At 72.1% G+C, this 17,515-nt stretch carries 22 protein-coding genes; 12 read left to right on the top strand and 10 right to left on the bottom strand.

Going from position 1 to position 17,515, the window contains the following annotated elements; genetic code table 11:
- The first annotated feature begins 71 nt into the window (after positions 1 to 71).
- From DEJ49_RS35260 to DEJ49_RS35250, 3 genes are read left to right on the top strand one after another with little or no spacing between them, the layout of a single operon-like run.
- Positions 72 to 1,571 (top strand): cytochrome P450, encoded by a 1,500-nt coding sequence (locus tag DEJ49_RS35260; RefSeq protein WP_150187865.1) that lies wholly within the window; start codon positions 72 to 74, stop codon positions 1,569 to 1,571.
- A gap of 55 nt (positions 1,572 to 1,626) precedes the next feature.
- Positions 1,627 to 1,965: a hypothetical protein gene (locus DEJ49_RS36640; RefSeq protein ID WP_409236343.1), complete on the top strand. Its 339-nt coding sequence runs from the start codon at positions 1,627 to 1,629 to the stop codon at positions 1,963 to 1,965.
- Positions 1,962 to 2,978 (top strand): glutathione S-transferase family protein, encoded by a 1,017-nt coding sequence (locus DEJ49_RS35250; protein WP_150187864.1) that lies wholly within the window; start codon positions 1,962 to 1,964, stop codon positions 2,976 to 2,978. Before DEJ49_RS36640 ends, DEJ49_RS35250 begins: the two co-directional genes overlap by 4 nt.
- Before the next feature lie 48 nt (positions 2,979 to 3,026).
- On the opposite strand, the gene DEJ49_RS35245 is transcribed toward DEJ49_RS35250, so the two are convergent.
- Entirely contained in the window at positions 3,027 to 3,281 is a 255-nt protein-coding gene (locus tag DEJ49_RS35245; RefSeq protein ID WP_150187863.1) for a hypothetical protein, read from the bottom strand.
- 340 nt (positions 3,282 to 3,621) lie between these two features.
- On the opposite strand from DEJ49_RS35245, the gene rpmF reads away from it, so the two are divergent.
- Positions 3,622 to 3,792 (top strand): 50S ribosomal protein L32, encoded by a 171-nt coding sequence (gene rpmF, locus DEJ49_RS35240; RefSeq protein WP_150187862.1) that lies wholly within the window; start codon positions 3,622 to 3,624, stop codon positions 3,790 to 3,792.
- Between the two features lie 20 nt (positions 3,793 to 3,812).
- Here the strand turns inward: rpmF and DEJ49_RS35235 are convergent, their stop codons facing one another.
- Positions 3,813 to 4,061 carry a hypothetical protein gene (locus tag DEJ49_RS35235; protein WP_150187861.1) on the bottom strand — a complete coding sequence of 83 codons (249 nt, stop codon included), beginning with the start codon at positions 4,059 to 4,061 and terminating at the stop codon, positions 3,813 to 3,815.
- 20 nt (positions 4,062 to 4,081) lie between these two features.
- Positions 4,082 to 4,765: a TNT domain-containing protein gene (locus tag DEJ49_RS35230; protein ID WP_150188700.1), complete on the bottom strand. Its 684-nt coding sequence runs from the start codon at positions 4,763 to 4,765 to the stop codon at positions 4,082 to 4,084.
- Between the two features lie 294 nt (positions 4,766 to 5,059).
- Between DEJ49_RS35230 and DEJ49_RS35225 the strand changes: the two genes are divergently transcribed.
- On the top strand, positions 5,060 to 6,301 hold the full coding sequence (locus DEJ49_RS35225; protein WP_150187860.1) for a lactonase family protein: 1,242 nt from the start codon (positions 5,060 to 5,062) through the stop codon (positions 6,299 to 6,301).
- A gap of 28 nt (positions 6,302 to 6,329) precedes the next feature.
- Here the strand turns inward: DEJ49_RS35225 and DEJ49_RS35220 are convergent, their stop codons facing one another.
- The gene (locus tag DEJ49_RS35220) at positions 6,330 to 7,103 is read right to left on the bottom strand and encodes an SDR family NAD(P)-dependent oxidoreductase (RefSeq protein WP_223833134.1); all 774 of its coding nucleotides are present in this window, start codon (positions 7,101 to 7,103) and stop codon (positions 6,330 to 6,332) included.
- Between the two features lie 232 nt (positions 7,104 to 7,335).
- On the opposite strand from DEJ49_RS35220, the gene DEJ49_RS35215 reads away from it, so the two are divergent.
- Both DEJ49_RS35215 and DEJ49_RS35210 read left to right on the top strand, forming a co-directional pair.
- The gene (locus DEJ49_RS35215; protein WP_150187859.1) at positions 7,336 to 7,917 is read left to right on the top strand and encodes a snapalysin family zinc-dependent metalloprotease; all 582 of its coding nucleotides are present in this window, start codon (positions 7,336 to 7,338) and stop codon (positions 7,915 to 7,917) included.
- Positions 7,918 to 8,002: 85 nt separating this feature from the next.
- Positions 8,003 to 9,376: a HEAT repeat domain-containing protein gene (locus tag DEJ49_RS35210; protein WP_223833133.1), complete on the top strand. Its 1,374-nt coding sequence runs from the start codon at positions 8,003 to 8,005 to the stop codon at positions 9,374 to 9,376.
- Here the strand turns inward: DEJ49_RS35210 and DEJ49_RS35205 are convergent.
- A complete protein-coding gene (locus DEJ49_RS35205; RefSeq protein ID WP_150187858.1) occupies positions 9,363 to 9,977 on the bottom strand; it encodes an isochorismatase family protein in 615 nt (204 codons plus the stop codon). The two genes, DEJ49_RS35210 and DEJ49_RS35205, sit on opposite strands and share 14 nt — an antisense overlap.
- Positions 9,978 to 10,031: 54 nt before the next feature.
- Here DEJ49_RS35205 and DEJ49_RS35200 point away from each other — a divergent pair, with 54 nt between their 5' ends.
- On the top strand, positions 10,032 to 10,319 hold the full coding sequence (locus tag DEJ49_RS35200; RefSeq protein WP_150187857.1) for a YkvA family protein: 288 nt from the start codon (positions 10,032 to 10,034) through the stop codon (positions 10,317 to 10,319).
- Here the strand turns inward: DEJ49_RS35200 and DEJ49_RS35195 are convergent.
- The 3 genes from DEJ49_RS35195 to DEJ49_RS35185 all read right to left on the bottom strand — a co-directional run bounded on the left by DEJ49_RS35195 (position 10,284) and on the right by DEJ49_RS35185 (position 12,869).
- The gene (locus DEJ49_RS35195; RefSeq protein ID WP_150187856.1) at positions 10,284 to 10,997 is read right to left on the bottom strand and encodes a DUF2470 domain-containing protein; all 714 of its coding nucleotides are present in this window, start codon (positions 10,995 to 10,997) and stop codon (positions 10,284 to 10,286) included. The two genes, DEJ49_RS35200 and DEJ49_RS35195, sit on opposite strands and share 36 nt — an antisense overlap.
- Positions 10,998 to 11,127: 130 nt before the next feature.
- Positions 11,128 to 11,784: an MBL fold metallo-hydrolase gene (locus DEJ49_RS35190; RefSeq protein WP_150187855.1), complete on the bottom strand. Its 657-nt coding sequence runs from the start codon at positions 11,782 to 11,784 to the stop codon at positions 11,128 to 11,130.
- A complete protein-coding gene (locus tag DEJ49_RS35185; protein WP_150187854.1) occupies positions 11,784 to 12,869 on the bottom strand; it encodes an S-(hydroxymethyl)mycothiol dehydrogenase in 1,086 nt (361 codons plus the stop codon). Before DEJ49_RS35185 ends, DEJ49_RS35190 begins: the two co-directional genes overlap by 1 nt.
- 145 nt (positions 12,870 to 13,014) lie before the next feature.
- Between DEJ49_RS35185 and DEJ49_RS35180 the strand changes: the two genes are divergently transcribed.
- A complete protein-coding gene (locus DEJ49_RS35180; protein ID WP_150187853.1) occupies positions 13,015 to 13,860 on the top strand; it encodes an ABC transporter permease in 846 nt (281 codons plus the stop codon).
- A gap of 27 nt (positions 13,861 to 13,887) precedes the next feature.
- Here DEJ49_RS35180 and DEJ49_RS36210 read toward each other — a convergent pair whose 3' ends face one another.
- Positions 13,888 to 14,043 (bottom strand): hypothetical protein, encoded by a 156-nt coding sequence (locus tag DEJ49_RS36210; protein WP_190329557.1) that lies wholly within the window; start codon positions 14,041 to 14,043, stop codon positions 13,888 to 13,890.
- 97 nt (positions 14,044 to 14,140) lie between these two features.
- Between DEJ49_RS36210 and DEJ49_RS35175 the strand changes: the two genes are divergently transcribed.
- The 3 genes from DEJ49_RS35175 (at position 14,141) to DEJ49_RS35165 (ending at position 16,954) form a co-directional block, all read left to right on the top strand.
- Positions 14,141 to 14,632 (top strand): glutathione peroxidase, encoded by a 492-nt coding sequence (locus DEJ49_RS35175; protein WP_150187852.1) that lies wholly within the window; start codon positions 14,141 to 14,143, stop codon positions 14,630 to 14,632.
- Positions 14,633 to 14,723: 91 nt separating this feature from the next.
- Positions 14,724 to 15,923 carry a D-alanyl-D-alanine carboxypeptidase family protein gene (locus DEJ49_RS35170; RefSeq protein WP_150187851.1) on the top strand — a complete coding sequence of 400 codons (1,200 nt, stop codon included), beginning with the start codon at positions 14,724 to 14,726 and terminating at the stop codon, positions 15,921 to 15,923.
- Positions 15,924 to 15,940: 17 nt separating this feature from the next.
- Positions 15,941 to 16,954 (top strand): Gfo/Idh/MocA family protein, encoded by a 1,014-nt coding sequence (locus tag DEJ49_RS35165; protein ID WP_150187850.1) that lies wholly within the window; start codon positions 15,941 to 15,943, stop codon positions 16,952 to 16,954.
- Between the two features lie 21 nt (positions 16,955 to 16,975).
- Here DEJ49_RS35165 and DEJ49_RS35160 read toward each other — a convergent pair whose 3' ends face one another.
- Complete coding sequence (locus tag DEJ49_RS35160; RefSeq protein WP_150175230.1) at positions 16,976 to 17,389, bottom strand: SsgA family sporulation/cell division regulator; 414 nt, start codon at positions 17,387 to 17,389, stop codon at positions 16,976 to 16,978.
- Positions 17,390 to 17,515: the final 126 nt, after the last annotated feature.

Here is a 17,515-nt window from a genome sequence, read left to right as displayed (position 1 = left end):
CAGACTGGGATCTCCTGTTGAATCCACGTACAACAGGCCCAACGGGCCCGTCGGACAAGGGAGATGGGCACATGGCGCAGACGACGCGGTCCGCGGCGGCGAACGGACCTGACGGGCAGCGTGCCCCGGCCCCTCCCCCGAAGGGTTTCCGCAGCGCCGAGCTCGGCTGGCCCGAGCTGCACCGGATACCTCATCCGCCGCGCAGGATCCCGCTGGTCGGCGACATCCTGGGGGCCAACGTCCGCACGCCGCTGCAGGACTCGATGAAGCTGGCGCGGCAGCTCGGTCCCATCTTCCGGCGCAAGGCGTTCGGCAAGGAGTTCGTCTTCGTGTGGGGCGCCGAGCTCGCCGCGGACATGGCCGACGAGGCACGGTTCGCCAAGCACGTGGGCCTGGGTGTGGCCAATCTGCGGCCGGTCGCGGGCGACGGGCTCTTCACGGCGTACAACCACGAGCCCAATTGGCAGCTGGCGCACGACATCCTCGCCCCCGGTTTCAGCCGCGACGCGATGGCGGGCTACCACCCGCTGATGCTGGACGTCGCACGGCAGCTGACGGCGCGCTGGGACGAGCGGGAGGCGGCGGGCCGGGCGGTGGACGTGCCGGGCGACATGACGAAGCTGACGCTGGAGACCATCGCCCGTACCGGTTTCGGGCACGACTTCGGCTCCTTCGAACGGTCCGCGCCGCATCCGTTCGTGTCGGCGATGGTCGGCACGCTCTCCTTCGCCCAGCGGCGCAACGTCGTGCCGCCGTTGCTGACCCCGCTCGTGCTGCGCGGCGCCGACCGGCGCAACGACGCGGACATGGCGTACCTCAACCGCACGGTCGACGCGGTGATCGCGGCCCGCCGCGCGGAGGGCGGTGCGGAGGCGGGCGGCAGTGGTGACCTGCTGGACCGCATGCTGCAAGTGGCTCACCCGGAGACCGGGGAGCGGCTGACTCCGGAGAACATCCGCCGTCAGGTCATCACCTTCCTGGTCGCCGGGCACGAGACGACGTCCGGCGCGCTGTCGTTCGCGCTGCACTACTTGTCGCGCTCCCCGGACGTACTCGCCCGAGCGCGGGCCGAGGTCGACGAGGTCTGGGGCGCGGAGGAGGAGCCCGCGTACGAGCAGGTGGCGAAGTTGCGTTATCTGCGCCGGGTGCTCGACGAGTCGCTCCGGCTCTGGCCCACCGCCCCGGGATTCGCCCGCGAGGCCCGCACGGACACCGTCCTCGGGGGCGAACATCCGATGCGGCGCGGCGCGTGGGCGCTGGTCCTCGCGACGATGCTGCACCGCGACCCGGCCGCGTGGGGCGAGCACCCCGAGGAGTTCGACCCCGACCGGTTCGCTCCTTCGGCCGTACGCGCGCGTCCCGCCCACGTCTTCAAGCCGTTCGGCACCGGCGCCCGCGCCTGTATCGGACGTCAGTTCGCGCTGCACGAGGCGACCTTGGTGCTCGGACTGCTGCTGCGCCGCTACGACCTGCACGCGGACCCGGGCTACCGGCTGCGCATCGCCGAGCGTCTCACCCTGATGCCGGACGGCCTGACGCTGCGTCTGTCGCGCCGCGCCCGGGCCGCGTAGAGCGCCATTGTCAGACCCGTGCGCAAGAGTGGAGGTGGCATCCCCCGATGTCACCATGCCATCCAGCGCAGAGGAGTCGCTCGACATGACCGGCACGACGTCCGAGGAACTGCTCGCCGCCCAGGCCTGCTTGCGCCTGCTGCACACGGCGCGCGCCGCGCTCTCCGACTCCGCGTCGGTCTCTCCCGTGGCCGCGGCGACGCTGCTCGCGGGGCCCATCGCGGAGGCCGACGAGGCGCTGCGCCGCGCGGGCCTGGCGGGCAACGAAGCGGCGCTCATCGACCGGATCTACGACCTCGCGCCGCCTCCCCCGCGCTCCGCCGATCCGGGCCCGCCGCCCGAGGGACGGTCGCGGTTGTCCCACTCCTGCGCGCGCGAGGGCAGCCAGTCATGAGCGGGGACCAGGGCAACGCCTCGTACGGGCACAAGGAGTTCAAGCGCTCCAAGAGCCACTTCGCGGACCGCGTCACGGCGGACGGCAGGGACGGCTGGCCCGTGGAGGCCGGGCGGTACCGACTCGTGGTGAGCAGGGCCTGCCCCTGGGCGGGCCGTTCCCTCATCGCGCGGCGGCTCCTGGGCCTGGAGGGCGCCGTCTCCCTGGCCGTCACCGATCCGATCCAGGACGACCGGAGCTGGCGCTTCACGCTGGACCCGGACGGCCGCGACCCGGTGCTGGGCATCCGCTATCTGAGCGAGGCGTACGAAGCGCGGGAGACCGGCTATCCGGGTGGGGTCAGCGTGCCCGCGATCGTCGACGTGCCGAGCGGCAAGCTGGTCACGAACGACTTCCAGCAGATCACGCTGGACTTCGCCACGGAGTGGACGGCGCTCCACCGCGAAGGCGCGCCGGACCTGTATCCGGAGCCGCTGCGCGACGAGATCGACACGGTGATGGACGGCATCTACCGCGACGTCAACAACGGGGTGTACCGCTCCGGATTCGCCCCGGACCAGGAGACGTACGAGTCCGCGTGCCATGACGTCTTCCACCGCCTCGACCTGGCATCGGAACGCCTGGCGGGCCGCCGCTACCTCGTCGGGGACACGATCACCGAGGCCGACATCCGCTTCTTCTGCACGCTGGTGCGGTTCGACGCCGTCTACCACGGTCACTTCAAGTGCAACGTACGGAAGCTGTCCGAGGACCGGGTCCTCTGGGCGTACGCGCGGGATCTCTTCCAGACCCCCGGCTTCGGCGACACGATCGACTTCGACCACATCAAGCGGCACTACTACCAAGTGCACACCGGCATCAACCCGACCGGCATCGTGCCGCTCGGTCCCGACCTCGCGGGGTGGCTGACGCCGCATCACCGGGAGGAGCTGGGCGGCCGCCCCTTCGGGGACGGTACGCCACCGGGGCCCGTGCCCTCCGGGGAGGAGGTGCCGGCGACGGGCCGCCCCTGAGACCCGGTCGCACGGCGGTCCCCGAGGCGGTCCCCGGGGAGGCCTCCGTCACGGCCGGGTCGTCGGCTCCTTGTCGGGCTTCCAGGTGAACTTGTCGCCGCCCACCCAGCGCACGGCGTCCGGGTCGTCGAGGTCGTGCACGGTGATGCCCGCCATGGCGGCGGCGTCGAGGACGTCCGTGACGGTCTTCGCCTTGCCCACCACCTCACCGTCGATCTCCACGATCCGGAACGGGGGGTGGCCGGGCTGGACCCCGAGGACCGTGATCCGGGGATTCGCCATGTACAGGAAGCCTTCAGTCATGCCCGAAACTCTTCCATGACGCCCCCGGAGCCCGCCTCGCCAGTCGGCCGCTCGGGCTAGAGAACACGGGCGCGGGGCCGCAGGGCGCGGTCGCCATGCACCGGCGCATCGCGGACGACTTCGTCGCACGGGATCTCCGGCTCGACCTGAGGCCGAGGCCAACCCTCACGCTAAACCTGAGGGTGAGAGTCGCAGGGTTCACCGCACCTCCAAGCCCGATGGTGGCGGCGGCGAAGCCCGCGACCTGAACGACGACCCCCTCAATTGCTAATGGGATCCATTTTCATATAGCGTGCGGGAGTTCGCACAAGGCACCTGACAACCCCAGCTGGAGAACCCCGTGGCCGTACCCAAAAGGAAGATGTCCCGCAGCAACACCCGGCACCGCCGCGCCCAGTGGAAGGCGGCCACGGCGCAGCTCGTGCCCGTGACCGTCGACGGCGTGGCGCACATGGTGCCGCAGCGGCTGGTCAAGGCGTACGAGCGGGGCTTGATCCGCCCGGAGGGCTGAGGGCACACCCGGTGCCGGGGTCAGGTCAGCCGGCGCAGCAGATCCGCGCAGGCCGGCGCCTCGTCCCCGTACCGGGCCAGAGGCTGGTGCGCGCCCCTCTCGTACGTCCCCACCTCCCACTCCCCGCCTTTCCTCTCCCCGCTCCCGACCCTGCGCAGGTAGACGAAGTCGGGGGGCGTGGGGGACGGCTCGTGGACGCCGTCGATCCAGTAGTAGCCGTCGGCGACCCCGGCGGCGCGCAGAGCCGCCTCGGCCTCACGGACATCCACGAGCCGTGCCCCCGTCGCCGCTAGTCGTTCGCGGGCTCGAGGTACCCGTGGTCCAGCAGCCACTTCACGTTGAGCCGCTGCCCCTCGCCCGGGTCCAGGAAGGCCGGGTCCAGCTTGATCTGCTGGCCCCGGCCGGGCTGCTCGAACCAGGGGGCGATGCTGCCCTGCCACACGTGGAACGGCTTGCTCACCTCGTAGACGCGGTAGTCGCAGGCGACGGCGGCGTCACGGGTGTTGAGGTTCTGCGGGGGCAGGGCGCGCTTCGCGTACGGGTCGCCCGCGGGCGCGAGGTACCCGCCGAACTCCGAGCCGAAGCGGTCCAGCTCCTCACCCTCCTCCAGGAGCTCACGGTGCTTGTCGACCCGGCCGTTGACGGTGTCGAAGCCGTCGTTGGGCGGGTACTTCCAGCTGCCGGTGTCCGCAGGACCCTCCCAGTACTTCTTCAGGAAGGCCTTCGGCGACAGCTTGCCGGTCCGCTTCCAGTTCTTCAGGAGCGGGCCGACGGGGCGCTCCCACTTCTTGGGCAGCCAGGCGGGGCCGAGGCGGGCGTCGTCGTGGAACGTGCCGGTGCACGGCTCGTGCGCCGCGCCGGCGGTGGCCGCCGGGGGCGCGGGAGCGGCGGAGGCCGTGGCGCTCGCGGCGGGCGCGGCCGTCAGGGCGCCCGCGACGCCGAGCGCGGCAAGGACGGTACGGATCCGGATCACTCGGCTCTGATCCACGCGGCTCTGGTCCACTCGCAACTCCCGGGGCATCTGTGTGCAGTCGACAACAATCGCTCGCACAACGTATCGGAGCTGTGGCTCTCCGTTGTCCGCTGTGGTCAACTCGCCGGAATGTGCGCCCCCGTTGGCCGATTCCGGGCGGCTCCCTCCGGCCTTCCACCGGTCTCCGCCCGGCGAGTCGCCGCGCCGACGTGCCCGGCTCTTGTCCGCTCACTCCTTCACCAGGCACTGTGTGTGTCTGCCACATCCGTCACTACCGACGCACGAGGTGCAGGTATGAACAGCGGAGCAGAGCCGGGCACGGGTACGGGTTCGCGGGGCGGTCCCGGGCGGCGGCGGTTCATCGGTGCGCTGGTGGGGGCGGCGACGGCCGGGGCACTCGCCTCCACGTCCGCCTGTGGATCGTCCGGTCCGGCGAGCCGGGAGCGCGCCGAGCTCACCCGCCGCAGCACCGCGTCCTCCGCGTCGCACCAGCGGCGCCGCGAGGGACAGTTGTTCCTGGGGACGTACACCTCGCAGGAAGGCGGCGGCCAGGGCATCGGTCTGGCGACGTACGACGACATGACGGGCCGCATCAAGGGCACGGGCACGCTCGACGGCGTCCCCGACCCCTCCTATCTGGCGCTGCATCCCTCGGGCCGCACGCTCTACGCCGTCAACGAGCGGGAGAAGGGCGGCGTGACCGCCGTCGCGCTCTCCCCCGACGGCGAGCACGACGTCCTCGGCACACGCGACACCGGCGGCAACGGCCCCTGTCACCTCTCCGTGCATCCGAGCGGCCGCTGGCTGCTCAGCGCGAACTACGGCTCGGGCAGCGTGGCCGTCCACCCCGTCGAGGCGTCGGGCGCGCTCGGCGAACGGACGGACCTGGTCACGCACTCCTCGCCACCGCCCGGCCCCGGCCAGCAGGGACCGCACGCCCACCAGATCGTCACGAGTCCGGACGGCCGCCACGTCCTGGCCGTCGACCTCGGCAACGACACCGTCTACACGTACCGCCTCGACGAGAAGGCGGGCAGGCTCCGCCGCGTGTCGTACGCGCGCATGCGGCCGGGCGCGGGCCCGCGCCACCTCACCTTCCACCCGTCGGGCCGCTTCGCGTACGTCGCCGACGAGCTGGACAACACAGTCGTCGTCTGCGCGTACGACCCCGCCACCGGCCGCCTCTCACCGGGCGAGCCGCAGTCGACCGGCACGGGTGAGGGCACCAGTTATCCGGCCCAGATCGTGGTGACGCGCGAGGGCCGCTTCGCCTTCCTCGCCAACCGCGGACACAACAGCATCACGCGGTACGCGATCGAAGGAGACGGCGCGCGGCTGCGGCTGCTCGACACGGTGCCCGTCGGCGGGGACTTCCCGCGTCAGCTGGCGTTCTCCCCGTCCCAGCGGCTGCTGTTCGCCGCGAACCAGAAGTCGGGCTCGGTGACCGTCTTCCGGGTCGACGCGGGCAGCGGCGCACTCCGCCTCACGGGCAAGCCGTTCGCCTCGCCGATCGCGGTGTGCGCGCTGCCCCTCTGACGTCCGGCGCCCCGGCGTCACCGGCGGCTCAGTTGGACGTCAGGCCGCCGTCCACGGCCAGGGCCGTCCCCGTGGCGAACGACGCGCGGTCGCTGCACAGCCAGAGGGCCGCCTGGGCGATCTCGACCGGATCGGCCATGCGCTTCTGCATCTGCCGGGCGACGAAGGCCTGTTCCAGTTCCGGGTGCGCCTCGACCGCGTGGCTGATCATCTCGGTGCGCGTGGTGCCGACGACGAGGGTGTTGATGCGGATGTCGTGCGCGGCGTACTCAGCCGCCGCTGCCCGGGTCATGCCGAGCACCGCGTGCTTCGCGGCGACGTAGGGCACGGGTGCTCCGGTGGCCACCATCGCCGCGGTGCTGGCGGTGTTGACGATCGCACCCTTGCCCGCTTCCAGCATGACGGGGATCTGTGAGCGCAGGCAGTTCCAGGTGCCGCGTACGTTGACGTCCATCGTCCGCTCGAAGACGTCCTGGTCGAGCTCGTGCAGCGGCAGCATCTGCGAGCCGGCGTAGCCCGCGTTGTTGAAGGCCGCGTCCAGGGCGCCGAAGTGTTCGCGCGTCGCGTCGACCGCCCGCCGCACGTCCCCGGCGTTCGCGACGTCGCCGACGCTGACGGCCGCCCGGCCGCCCGATTCGTTGATCTCCTGGGCGAGTCGCTCGAGTGCGTCCTCGCGGCGGGCCATCAGCAGGACGGCCGCGCCCTCGGCGGCGAAGAGCCGTGCGGCGGCCTCGCCGATCCCGCTCGAAGCCCCCGTGATCATGACGGCCTTGCCGGCCAGCATTCCATTCGTGTCGGTCATGCCGCGAGTAAAACCCGTACGGGAGCGGACCACACCCCCCAAAGATCATGAGATGCCCCACAGTGACCCCGTCGGTCAAGGGTGCACCCTGAGCCCCCGTCAAGTGTGGCTGGATATGGCGCGGACCTCTCCCCGACCCATGGCCAGAGCCAGCACAGCCCGCACTTGACGATGTACTGTCACGCGCGAGCGAGCATCGTCAGCACGCCCCCACACACCCGAGAGGACAACGATGCAGCACTTCAGACGCCTCGTCATAGCCATCGCGACCACGGCGGCCGCCCTGACCGCGGCACCGGCGGCGAACGCCGCATCCACGCCGGACACGGTCGCGGCCAAGAGCACATCCGCCGTGGTGACACTCCGGTACGACGACAGCCAGGCCAGGGGCTGGGAGACGGCGATCGCCGCCGGAGTCGCCTCGTGGAACACCAATGTGGACAACGTCAAGCTGACCAAGGCACAGCCCGGCACCCGGGCCGAGATCCAGATCGTGGCCACCAGCGGCTGGCCGCAGGCGACGATCGGCCCGGTCAAGCCGGGCGGCCGCGGCCGTGTCGAACTGGGCAGCCAGGCGGTCGGCCAGGGGTACGACAAGACCCGCATCGCCGCCCACGAGATCGGCCACAACCTGGGGCTTCCCGACACCAAGCCGGGCCCGTGCTCCCAGTTGATGTCGGGCTCCACCGGTGGCGTCAGCTGCAAGAACGCCGTGCCGAACGCGGCCGAGCAGGCCCGCGTCGAGTCCTACTACGCCAACGGCGTCGCCACCCGCGTACCGGCCGCCGGCCGGCTGGTGGTGGACGCGCCGTAGCCACCCGAAAATCCCCTGCGTGACGGTGCCCGGCCGTGACACCCTCGGCCGGGCATCTGCGACGGGTGATACGGAGTACTGACGGGTGGCAGAGAACGGCGGACCGGGTGTGCGGCTTCTCGCGGCGGTGCGGGCCGGGGATGTCGAGAGGGTGCAGGACATGCTCGGCGAAGGGGCGGATCCGGACACCGTGGACGAGGACGGGCTGCCCGCGTTGTGCGTCGCGATCGCGGCCTACGACGCGCCGGTCGCCCACGCCCTCGTGGAAGGCGGCGCCGCTCCGGACCGTGTGCTGCCCGACGGGACGACGCCTCTGTGGCGTGCGGTCGACGGTGGCTCACACGCGGTCTTCGAGGCCGTGCTCGACCCGGAGACCCCGCTGAGGCTGCCGGAATCGCCTGGCGCGGCGCTCATCGCGCTGGCCGCGGACTGGTACGAGACAGGTGCCGCCGAGGTCTTGCGGCGCAGGACCGGTGCGACGGGTCCCGTCACCGCGGTCCGGGTCGAGGACGACGACTACGACTGGGTGGACGAGGTCTCGCTCGGCGGACTCGTCGTGCGGGCCGGGCACGGCGCCATCCTGAGCACCCTCGAAGCGGCCTGCCGCGTTCCGGCCCCCGTCGACGAACTGATCGCCCGTGCCGTACGGCAGCCGGACGACGAGCACGTCGACTGGTCGGCGGTCCGCTGGCTCCTCGTCCGGCGCCATGACGACGCGTCCTGGTCGGCCGTCGTCGCCCACCGTCACCACCCGGACCCGACGCACCGCAGGTTCGTCGCCGACTACCTGCGGACGCGCTCGTTCTGCGACGTCGACCACCCTCGGTACGGAAAGCGCGAGACCGAGGTCCTCGCGGCCTGGTCCGCCGAGGAGACGGACAGCGGCGTTCTCGCCGAGGTGCTGGGCGCGTTCACGGAGTACGAGCACGACGGTCTGGCGGCCGCGGGGCTGCGCCACGCCGGTCATCCGGATCCGCGCGTGCGACGCGAAGTACCGTACGCGTTCCTGACGAACGACGGTCCGCCTTCTCCGGCAGGCCGGGAGGCGCTGCTCGCCCTCGTCCGCGACCCGGACACGGAAGTGCGGCTCAGGGCCTGCTGGGTGAGCGGGGGCGACGAAACGCTCCGCCCCGAGGTCACCCGGGCGCTGCTCCCCATGACCGAGGACCCGGACCCCGCCGTGCGCCGCCGGGCGACCGAGATCCTGGCCGCTTCCCCGGACCGCACACCGGCCGTCGCGGACGCGCTGACGGCGATGCTGGACTCCGACGACCAGCTCGTCCGTCTGGAGGCCGCGTGGGGCCTGGCCCGCCGCGACGATCCGCGCACCGAGGAGGCGTACGAACGCGTGGGCCCCCTCGGCCCGGGGTTCGAGCACGACCACCGGCCCGGTGAGCTCCTGCACTACCGGTGGCGCAGGCAGGACGCCGAGGCCGAGGCCTCCGCTACGGCTTCGTGAAGACCACGTCCGCCGCACGCGGCACGATCTCCACTTCGTCGCCGAGCGTCCACTCCGCCACGCGGGACACCGTCGCCGCGGGCACCACGTCGCTGATGCCCTCGGCGGCCGGGATGTCGTAGGTCGCGTGGGCGTCGTGCGGCAGGACGACACGGAAGCCGAGCTCCAGCGCGGTGCTCGCCGTGGCTCTGACACACATCTCCGACATCACGCCGCAGACGGCGAGTTCCTTCACGCCGGCGTCCCGCAGCAGCGATTCGAGCGGACTGTCCTCGAAGCCGTCGTCGACGGTCTTGCGCAGGACGATCTCGCCGCGGTCCGTGTCGGCGGGCAGGTGGATCTCCCAGCCGGGGGTGCCCGTCTCGTCGGAGGTGCCGGGCTCCCCGTCGTTCTGCAGCTGGACGACGACCGCGCCGCTCTCGCGCGCCCGCGCCAACAGGCCCCGCACACGCTCCAGGAGACGTTCCGCGTCGGGCACGGCTCCGTCGCCCGCGACGAACGCGGTCTGCATGTCGACCATGATCAGTGCCTGGACGGGCGCGACGGCCCCGGTGGGGGCGAGGGGCGGAGTGGGGTGCGTGGGCTTCGGCTGGTTCGTCATACCGCCATCATCCCTACGAGACGTACGACCTCAACTTGATTAACGTACGGGGGTATGAGCACGGACCTGACCGTTCTCCTCGTCGTCGCCGCCGTTCTGGCCGCCGCGACGCTCGCCGTCGCGGTCGCCCTGCTCGTGCGTCTCGTCCGGACCCGCCGCGCCCTGCGCAGAGCCGGTCTGCCCGTCGAGCGGCAGTGGGTGTTCTGGGCCGCCATCGCCTACCTCGTGCTGCCGGCCGACCTGGTGCCCGACCCCGTCTATCTCGACGACATCGGGGTGCTGCTGCTCGCGCTGCGGTCGATGCGGTCAGCCTCCGACGGGCCGTCCGCGCCGCGTGGTTGAGAGGCGCGCCTTCATGAGGAGGGCGTGCATGCACTCCGTCACCTGCGTGACGTCCTCGACGAGCTGGTGGAACGGGAGGCGTACGTCGGCCTGGCCGCGCGCGCGTTCGAGACGCAGGGAGATCCCGTGCCGGTCGAGGGCGAGCGGGCGGACCCGCACGACTCCTTGCAGGCTGTCCGGGCTGATGAGGCGGGTGAGCTGCTCGACGGCCTCCGGGTGGGCGTCGGCGAGGTGCGTGAGCAGGCGCGACTCCGCCTCGGCGAGCGGGTCGGGCACGGTCAGGGCGAACTCGTCGAGCTCCACGCCCTGACGCTCCCCGGTGGAGTCGTGCAGCACGGCGCACGTCGGCTCGAAGACCAGGCGCTCGCCGTCGTACCCGAGCGCCCCGGAGAGCCAGAGCCGCGCCCGGATCCGGTCCCTCAGCGGCACCGGCGAGACGTCGGCGAACTCGATCAGGGTGGACGGTTCGCCGCGTGGCGCGCAGATGACGGCCGCGGCGAGCGCGCTGTCCTCGGGCGGTGACAGCAGGATCCTGCCGTCCTCGGTCACGGTGTGCGCGCCCACGAGTTCGTCCCTGCCGATCTCCGTGGTCACCGCGCAGGACCACGCGGTGGCGAGCACGGAACGCGCGCGTGCCGCCGCTGTGGGCACGGTCGTGCTGCTGTGACGGACACCCATCCTGAACCTCCATTAGGTAAGCCTTGCCTAACCTAGCGAAGATTCCTGAACAGGGCCAGTACGCGTCTCGGCCCCGCGCGGCGAACCACGCGGGGCCGAAAGACCTACGCAAAAGCGAGCAACCCGGGCGTCAGTGGCCCCGGGCGATCCACTCCTCCAGATGCGGCGCCTCCGCGCCGACCGTGGTGCTGTCACCGTGCCCGGTGCGCACCACCGTCGCGGGCGGCAGCGTCAGGAGCCGCTCCTTGATGGACTCCACGATCGTCGGGAAGTCGCTGAACGAACGGCCCGTGGCACCCGGGCCGCCCGCGAACAGCGTGTCGCCGGTGAAGACCGTGCCGAGCGCGGGCGCGTGCAGGCTGACCGCGCCGTGGCAGTGGCCCGGCGTGTGCAGCACCTTCAGGACCGCGCCCGCGACGGCCAGTTCCTGTCCGTCGGACAGCTCGCCGTCCGGAGCACGGTCGGGATGCTTCCGCTTCCACAGCTCCATGTCCGCCGGGTGCAGCAGGATCGGCGCGCCCGTGCGGGCCGCGAGCGCCGGGGCCGCGTCGATGTGGTCGTCGTGGGCGTGCGTGCAGATGATCGCGACAAGGCGCCGCTCCCCCACCGCCGCCGCGATGGCGTCCGCGTCGTGCGCGGCGTCGATGACCACGCACTCGTCGTCGTCGCCCACGATCCACACGTTGTTGTCGACGTCCCAGGTGCCGCCGTCCAGGGAGAACGTCCCCGACGTGACGATGTGGTCGATGCGTACGCCGGACGCGTCGCGCTCGGTCTCGGCCGCCATCAGAACATCACCACCGAACGGAGGACGTCACCGTGGTGCATGCGCTCGAAGGCCTTCTCCACGTCTTCCAGGGCGATGGTCTCCGTGACGAACGCGTCCAGGTCCAGGCGGCCCTGCCGGTAGAGGTCGATGAGCATCGGGAAGTCGCGGGACGGCAGACAGTCGCCGTACCAGCTCGACTTGAGGGCGCCGCCGCGCCCGAACACGTCGAGCAGCGGCAGCTCGATCTTCATCTCCGGGGTCGGGACGCCCACGAGGACGACCGTGCCGGCCAGGTCGCGGGCGTAGAACGCCTGCTTGTACGTCTCCGGGCGGCCGACCGCCTCGATGACGACGTCGGCTCCGTTGCCGCCGGTCAGCTCGCGGATCGCCTCAACGGGGTCGGCGGAGCGGGAGTTGACGGTGTGGGTGGCGCCGAGGCCCTTCGCCGTCTCCAGCTTCTTGTCGTCGATGTCCACGGCGATGATGCGCGCCGCTCCCGCGAGGCGGGCGCCCACGACCGCGGCGTTGCCGACGCCGCCGCAGCCGATGACCGCGACCGAGTCGCCGCGGCCCACCTCACCGGTGTTGATGGCGGCGCCGATGCCCGCCATCACGCCGCAGCCGAGAAGTCCGGCCGCGGCGGGCGAGGCCTCCGGGTCCACCTTGGTGCACTGCCCGGCGGCGACGAGGGTCTTCTCCGCGAAGGCGCCGATGCCGAGCGCGGGCGACAGCTCGGTGCCGTCGGTCAGGGTCATCTTCTGCTTCGCGTTGTGCGTGTCGAAGCAGTACTGGGGGCGGCCGCGCAGACACGCACGGCACTGCCCGCACACCGCGCGCCAGTTCAGGATCACGAAGTCGCCGACCGCGACCTCGGTGACGCCCTCGCCGACCGACTCGACGACGCCCGCGGCCTCGTGTCCGAGCAGGAACGGGAAGTCGTCGTTGATGCCGCCCTCGCGGTAGTGCAGGTCGGTGTGGCAGACCCCGCACGCCTGGATCTTCACGACGGCCTCTCCCGGCCCCGGATCCGGGACGACGATCGTCTCGATCCTCACCGGCTCGCCCTTCGCGCGTGCGATCACGCCCTGCACCTGCTGCGCCATGACTTCAGCCCTTCTCTGTCCGCTCGTCTTACCTCCCACATCGTTACAGGTCGAGCGCGTCGGCACAGCACTCCCTCCCCTCCTTTCGGAGACCGTCCCTCCGCTCCTTTCATGAACCGACGGCCACGCGATCTAGGGTGTGCGCGTGCGCATCCTCGCCGCTCAGACCCTGCTGCCGGTCAACACGGCGCTCGCCGTCGCCCTGCTCGTGCTGCTCCTGGCCGCAGCGACGGCGGCGGCCGTCTTCCGGCTCGCCCCCGACGGCTCGCGCGGCCGGGCGCGGGAGATCGTGGTCGCGGGCGTCCGCGCCACCGCGCAGCTGGCGGCCGCGTCCCTCGTCATCGCCTGGGTCGTGCACCACACGGCCGCGTTCTACGCCTTCCTCCTCCTCATGTTCGCCGTGGCCGCCCGCACCGCGGGCCGACGCGTCACGCCGAACGCCACCTGGTGGTGGGCGGCGCTTCCCGTCGCGGGCCCCGTCGTCCCGGTCGTCGCCGGACTGACCCTCGCGGGCCTGCTCCCGGTACGCGGCGTCGCGATGATCCCCGTGACCGGCATCCTCATCGGCGGCGCGCTCACCGCGACGGTCCTCGCGGGCCGCCGCGCCCTCGACGAACTGCACACGCGCTACGGCGAGTTCGAGGCCGGCATCGCCCTCGGCCTGCCCGACCACGACGCACGCATCGAGGTGATCCGCCCCGCCGCGTCGGACGCGCTGCTGCCCGGCCTCGACCAGACCCGCACGGTGGGCCTGGTCACCCTGCCCGGCGCGTTCGTCGGGATGCTCCTGGGCGGCGCGTCCCCCGCGATGGCCGGGGCGGTGCAGCTCTTCGTCCTCATCGCCCTGATGGCGGTCCAGGCGATCGCGGTGGCCCTGACGGTGGAACTGGTCGCGCACGGCCGCCTGCACCGCACCACCCCTCCCGCCGCTTCCGCTGCTCCCTCTGCTCCCTCTGCTCCCTCAAGAGAAACCTCACCGCGGCCGCGGTGACCCGCCCCGCCCTGCGCGTACGACGGATCACGAGGGACGCCCCTTCCGCAGGCACACGAAGGCCGGGACCGCGCTGTCCGCGTCGGCGTCGTGCAGCAGATGCCGCATTTCGGCCGCCTCGCCGTCCCGTATGCGCCGTTCCCGTTCGTGCTCCGTCAGATCCAGTTCCGCGACGGTCGCCACGTCTCCCCCTCAGGCGGTACCCGAATACGTGCTCCCCCGGGATTCGGAGCTCCGGGGGCCGGGGATTGGGCGGAGGCCGACGCGTATGCTCCGGATCATGTCTGTCTACGAAGCGGTGGAAATCGAGAACCTCCAGGGCGGCCCCGCCGACCTGCGCCAGTACGAGGGCAAGGCCGTCCTCGTCGTCAACGTCGCCTCCAAGTGCGGGCTCACTCCGCAGTACGCCGGTCTGGAGCGCCTCCACGAGCAGTACGCGGCGCGTGGCTTCAGCGTGCTCGGCGTGCCCTGCAACCAGTTCATGGGCCAGGAGCCCGGGACGTCACAGGAGATCGCCGAGTTCTGCTCGGCGACGTACGGCGTGACCTTCCCGATGACGGAGAAGGTCGACGTCAACGGCGAGAACCGGCATCCGCTGTACGCGCGGCTCGTCGACACGGCGGACGCGGAGGGGCACACGGGCGACATCCGCTGGAACTTCGAGAAGTTCCTCGTCGACCCGTCCGGCAAGGTCGTGGCCCGTTTCTCGCCGCAGACCGAGCCCGACGCCCCCGAGCTCGTCGCCGCCGTCGAGAAGCACCTGCCCGCCTGACGGTCCGTGAGCGGGGCGGGGCCTCGGTGGTGTCTCCCCTACCGGGCCAAGCCGATCTGCGGACTCCGGGCAGCGCTCATACGGTGGCTGAATGGTCATCAGGTACCTTTCGCGCCCCTCCTCCGTCCGCACCGCGGCCCTCGCCCTCGGTGCTCTGGTCCTCCTGTCCTCACCGGCCGCCGCGACCGAGGCCCCGGCCGAGCCCGCGCCGCCGCGGCCCGTCCCCGTGTACTCGTCGGCCCTCCTTGACCGGCCGGGCACCCAGGTCCGGCCCGGTCCCGGCGCCCCCGCCGTCCCCGGCACCGTGTCCGCGCTGGCGTGGGTGGTGGCCGACGCCCATACGGGCGAGGTGCTCGGCGCGCGGAACGCGCACCGCAAGCTGCCGCCCGCCTCGACGCTCAAGTCGCTCTTCGCCCTGGCGACGCTCCCCCGGCTCGACGCCGACACGCGGCACGTCGTCTCGCAGCACGAGCTCGACGAGGTCGGCGAGGGCAGCAGCATGGTGGGGGTCGCGGAGGGGCGCGCCTACCGGGTCGCCGATCTGTGGCGGGGCGTGTTCCTCAGCTCGGGGAACGACGCCGTGCACGTCCTCGCGGGGCTCAACGGCGGTCTGGAGAAGACCGTTCAGGAGATGCGCGCCAAGGCCCGCGAGCTGGGGGCGCGCGACACCCACGTGGTGTCGCCCGACGGCTACGACGCCGCCGGGCAGGTCTCGTCGGCGTACGACCTGGCGGTCTTCGGCAGGGCGGGGCTCGCGGATCCGGAGTTCGCCCGGTACTGCTCGACGCGTGTCGCGCAGTTCCCCGCGGGCGGCTGGTCGTATCCGATCCAGAACACCAACCGGCTGCTGACCGGCGCCGACGGTGTGGCAGCGTACCCGGGGCTGCTCGGCGTCAAGAACGGCTACACCAGCCATGCGGGCTCCACCCTCATCAGCGCGGCCCAGCGCGGCGGACGCACGCTCGTCGTGACGGTGATGAACCCCCAGGCGGGCGGCGGGCGGGCCGTGTACGAGGAGGCGCGGTCACTGCTCGACTGGGGGTTCGCGGCGGCCGGGAAGGTGCGGCCCGTGGGTTCGCTCGTGCCGCCCGCGGAGAGCAGGCCCGCTCCCAGCCCGGCGCACGCGGGCGGGCAGGCGGCCCTGGCCGTGCAGCCCGACGACTCCGAATGGCCCGCGGTACTGCTGGTCGGCGCCGGCATCGCCGTCCTGCTCGCGGGCTGCGTCATGGCCGTCCGGCGACGGAGGGCTACGGTGGCCCGACGCAGGGACGCGCGACGCGTCACCGAGTGATTCGGGAAGGTCGGCCGGTGAGTGATCTGCTGGGGGTGGCCGTGCTCGGGGCGGGCCACATGGGCGCCGACCACGTACGGCGGATCGGCGGGACGGTGGGCGGGGCCCGCGTGGTGGCGGTCGCGGACCCCGACACGGAACGGGCCGAGGCGGCGGTGGCGGGGCGTGCGGGGGTGTCCGTCCACCGGGAGGCGCAGGACGCGCTGCGCGCTCCCGGCGTCGAGGCGGTCCTGGTGGCCTCGCCGGAGGCGGCGCACGAGGAGGCCCTGCTCGCGGCCTGCGCACGCGGCCTTCCGGTCCTCTGCGAGAAGCCGCTGACCCCTGACACGGCGTCGGCCCTGCGGGTCGTGGAGGCGGAGGCGCGCCTGGGGCGCAGGCTGATCCAGGTGGGGTTCATGCGCCGGTACGACGCCGAGTACGCGGCGCTGAAAGCGCTTCTCGACTCCGGGGACCTCGGACGGCCTCTGCTGCTGCACTGCCGCCACCGGAACGTGTCGTCACCCGCTCACTTCACGTCGTCGATGCTGATCAGCAGCTCCGTCTCCCACGAGATCGACGCGACGCGGTGGCTCCTGGGGCAGGAGATCACCGCGGTGACGGTGGTGCGGCCGACGCCGTCGGCGGGCGCCCCGCCGGGTCTGCTCGACCCGCAGCTGGTGCTCTTCGATACGTCCGGGGGCGCGGTCGTCGACGTGGAGATCTTCGTCAACAGCGGATTCGGCTACGAGGTGCGGTGCGAGGCCGTCTGTGAGCGGGGCAGCGCGCAGATCGGGGACGCGCACACGATGGTCGTCCGGACACCGGGCCGGGCGCACGAGGACGTGGCGCAGGACTATCTGGTGCGGTTCGCCGACGCGTACGACCGGGAGGTACGGGCGTGGGTGGCCGCCGCCCGGCGGGGCAGGGTCACCGGGCCGAGCGCTTGGGACGGATACGCGGCGGCGGCTGTCGCGGAGGCGGGGGTCGAGGCGCTGCGGACCGGTGCGCGGGTGGGCGTGGTGATGGCCGAGCGGCCGGCGTTGTACGGCTGAGGAGTCGCCGCCGTCTCCGTCTCAGACACCGCCGAGCAGGCGCGAGAGCCCCTGGTCGAGTTCGAGGCTCTCCTCCTCGCCGCCCGCGGGCACGACGGCGTACGACCGCACGAGGAACCGGCGCAGCACGATCTTGTCGAACTGTACGAGGGCCAGCCCCTGGTGCGAGTGGAACTCGAGGACCGTCCGGGCCCGCCCGCACGGCCAGATGTGCACGTCACCGCTGCCCGCGGGTGCGCTCATGCCCTCCTCCAGGAGCTCTCGGGCGAAGATCCAGGTGACCTCCGCGCCGTCGAGCGACGCCTGCGAGGGGAAGACCATCTGGATGGCCAGGGGATCCTCCGCCGAGTAGCGCAGGACGACGGGCAGAGCGCGTTCGCGGCCCTCGGGGGTGATGAGACGGGCACGTGCGGGCTGTTCGAGGGTGACGGCCATGAGCGGGGCTCCACTTCTGGTTCTTCTGCGCTCGGTGTGCGGTTGCGGGGACTCCTGTGCCCTTATGACCCCTTGCGAAGGGGTGTTATTACGCCAATCTGTCGAGATATGCATGTGACCTGCGTC

Source organism: Streptomyces venezuelae (assembly GCF_008642335.1).
In the GTDB taxonomy this organism is placed as follows: domain Bacteria; phylum Actinomycetota; class Actinomycetes; order Streptomycetales; family Streptomycetaceae; genus Streptomyces; species Streptomyces venezuelae_F.
The sequence above is the reverse complement of the archived record's forward strand: the minus strand, read 5'-3'. Positions and strand labels throughout refer to the sequence as shown.

Excerpts from the sequence above, each read along its gene's own strand:
- DEJ49_RS35225 (WP_150187860.1), top strand. The coding sequence starts at position 5,060 with ATGAACAGCGGAGCAGAGCCGGGCACGGGTACGGGTTCGCGGGGCGGT.
- DEJ49_RS35185 (WP_150187854.1), bottom strand. The coding sequence starts at position 12,869 with ATGGCGCAGCAGGTGCAGGGCGTGATCGCACGCGCGAAGGGCGAGCCG.
- DEJ49_RS35175 (WP_150187852.1), top strand. The coding sequence starts at position 14,141 with ATGTCTGTCTACGAAGCGGTGGAAATCGAGAACCTCCAGGGCGGCCCC.
- DEJ49_RS35200 (WP_150187857.1), top strand. The coding sequence starts at position 10,032 with ATGAGCACGGACCTGACCGTTCTCCTCGTCGTCGCCGCCGTTCTGGCC.
- DEJ49_RS35250 (WP_150187864.1), top strand. The coding sequence starts at position 1,962 with ATGAGCGGGGACCAGGGCAACGCCTCGTACGGGCACAAGGAGTTCAAG.
- DEJ49_RS36640 (WP_409236343.1), top strand. The coding sequence starts at position 1,627 with ATGCCATCCAGCGCAGAGGAGTCGCTCGACATGACCGGCACGACGTCC.
- DEJ49_RS35170 (WP_150187851.1), top strand. The coding sequence starts at position 14,724 with ATGGTCATCAGGTACCTTTCGCGCCCCTCCTCCGTCCGCACCGCGGCC.
- DEJ49_RS35245 (WP_150187863.1), bottom strand. The coding sequence starts at position 3,281 with ATGACTGAAGGCTTCCTGTACATGGCGAATCCCCGGATCACGGTCCTC.
- DEJ49_RS35160 (WP_150175230.1), bottom strand. The coding sequence starts at position 17,389 with ATGGCCGTCACCCTCGAACAGCCCGCACGTGCCCGTCTCATCACCCCC.
- DEJ49_RS35215 (WP_150187859.1), top strand. The coding sequence starts at position 7,336 with ATGCAGCACTTCAGACGCCTCGTCATAGCCATCGCGACCACGGCGGCC.
- DEJ49_RS35190 (WP_150187855.1), bottom strand. The coding sequence starts at position 11,784 with ATGGCGGCCGAGACCGAGCGCGACGCGTCCGGCGTACGCATCGACCAC.
- DEJ49_RS35205 (WP_150187858.1), bottom strand. The coding sequence starts at position 9,977 with ATGACGAACCAGCCGAAGCCCACGCACCCCACTCCGCCCCTCGCCCCC.
- DEJ49_RS35260 (WP_150187865.1), top strand. The coding sequence starts at position 72 with ATGGCGCAGACGACGCGGTCCGCGGCGGCGAACGGACCTGACGGGCAG.
- DEJ49_RS35195 (WP_150187856.1), bottom strand. The coding sequence starts at position 10,997 with ATGGGTGTCCGTCACAGCAGCACGACCGTGCCCACAGCGGCGGCACGC.
- DEJ49_RS35220 (WP_223833134.1), bottom strand. The coding sequence starts at position 7,103 with ATGACCGACACGAATGGAATGCTGGCCGGCAAGGCCGTCATGATCACG.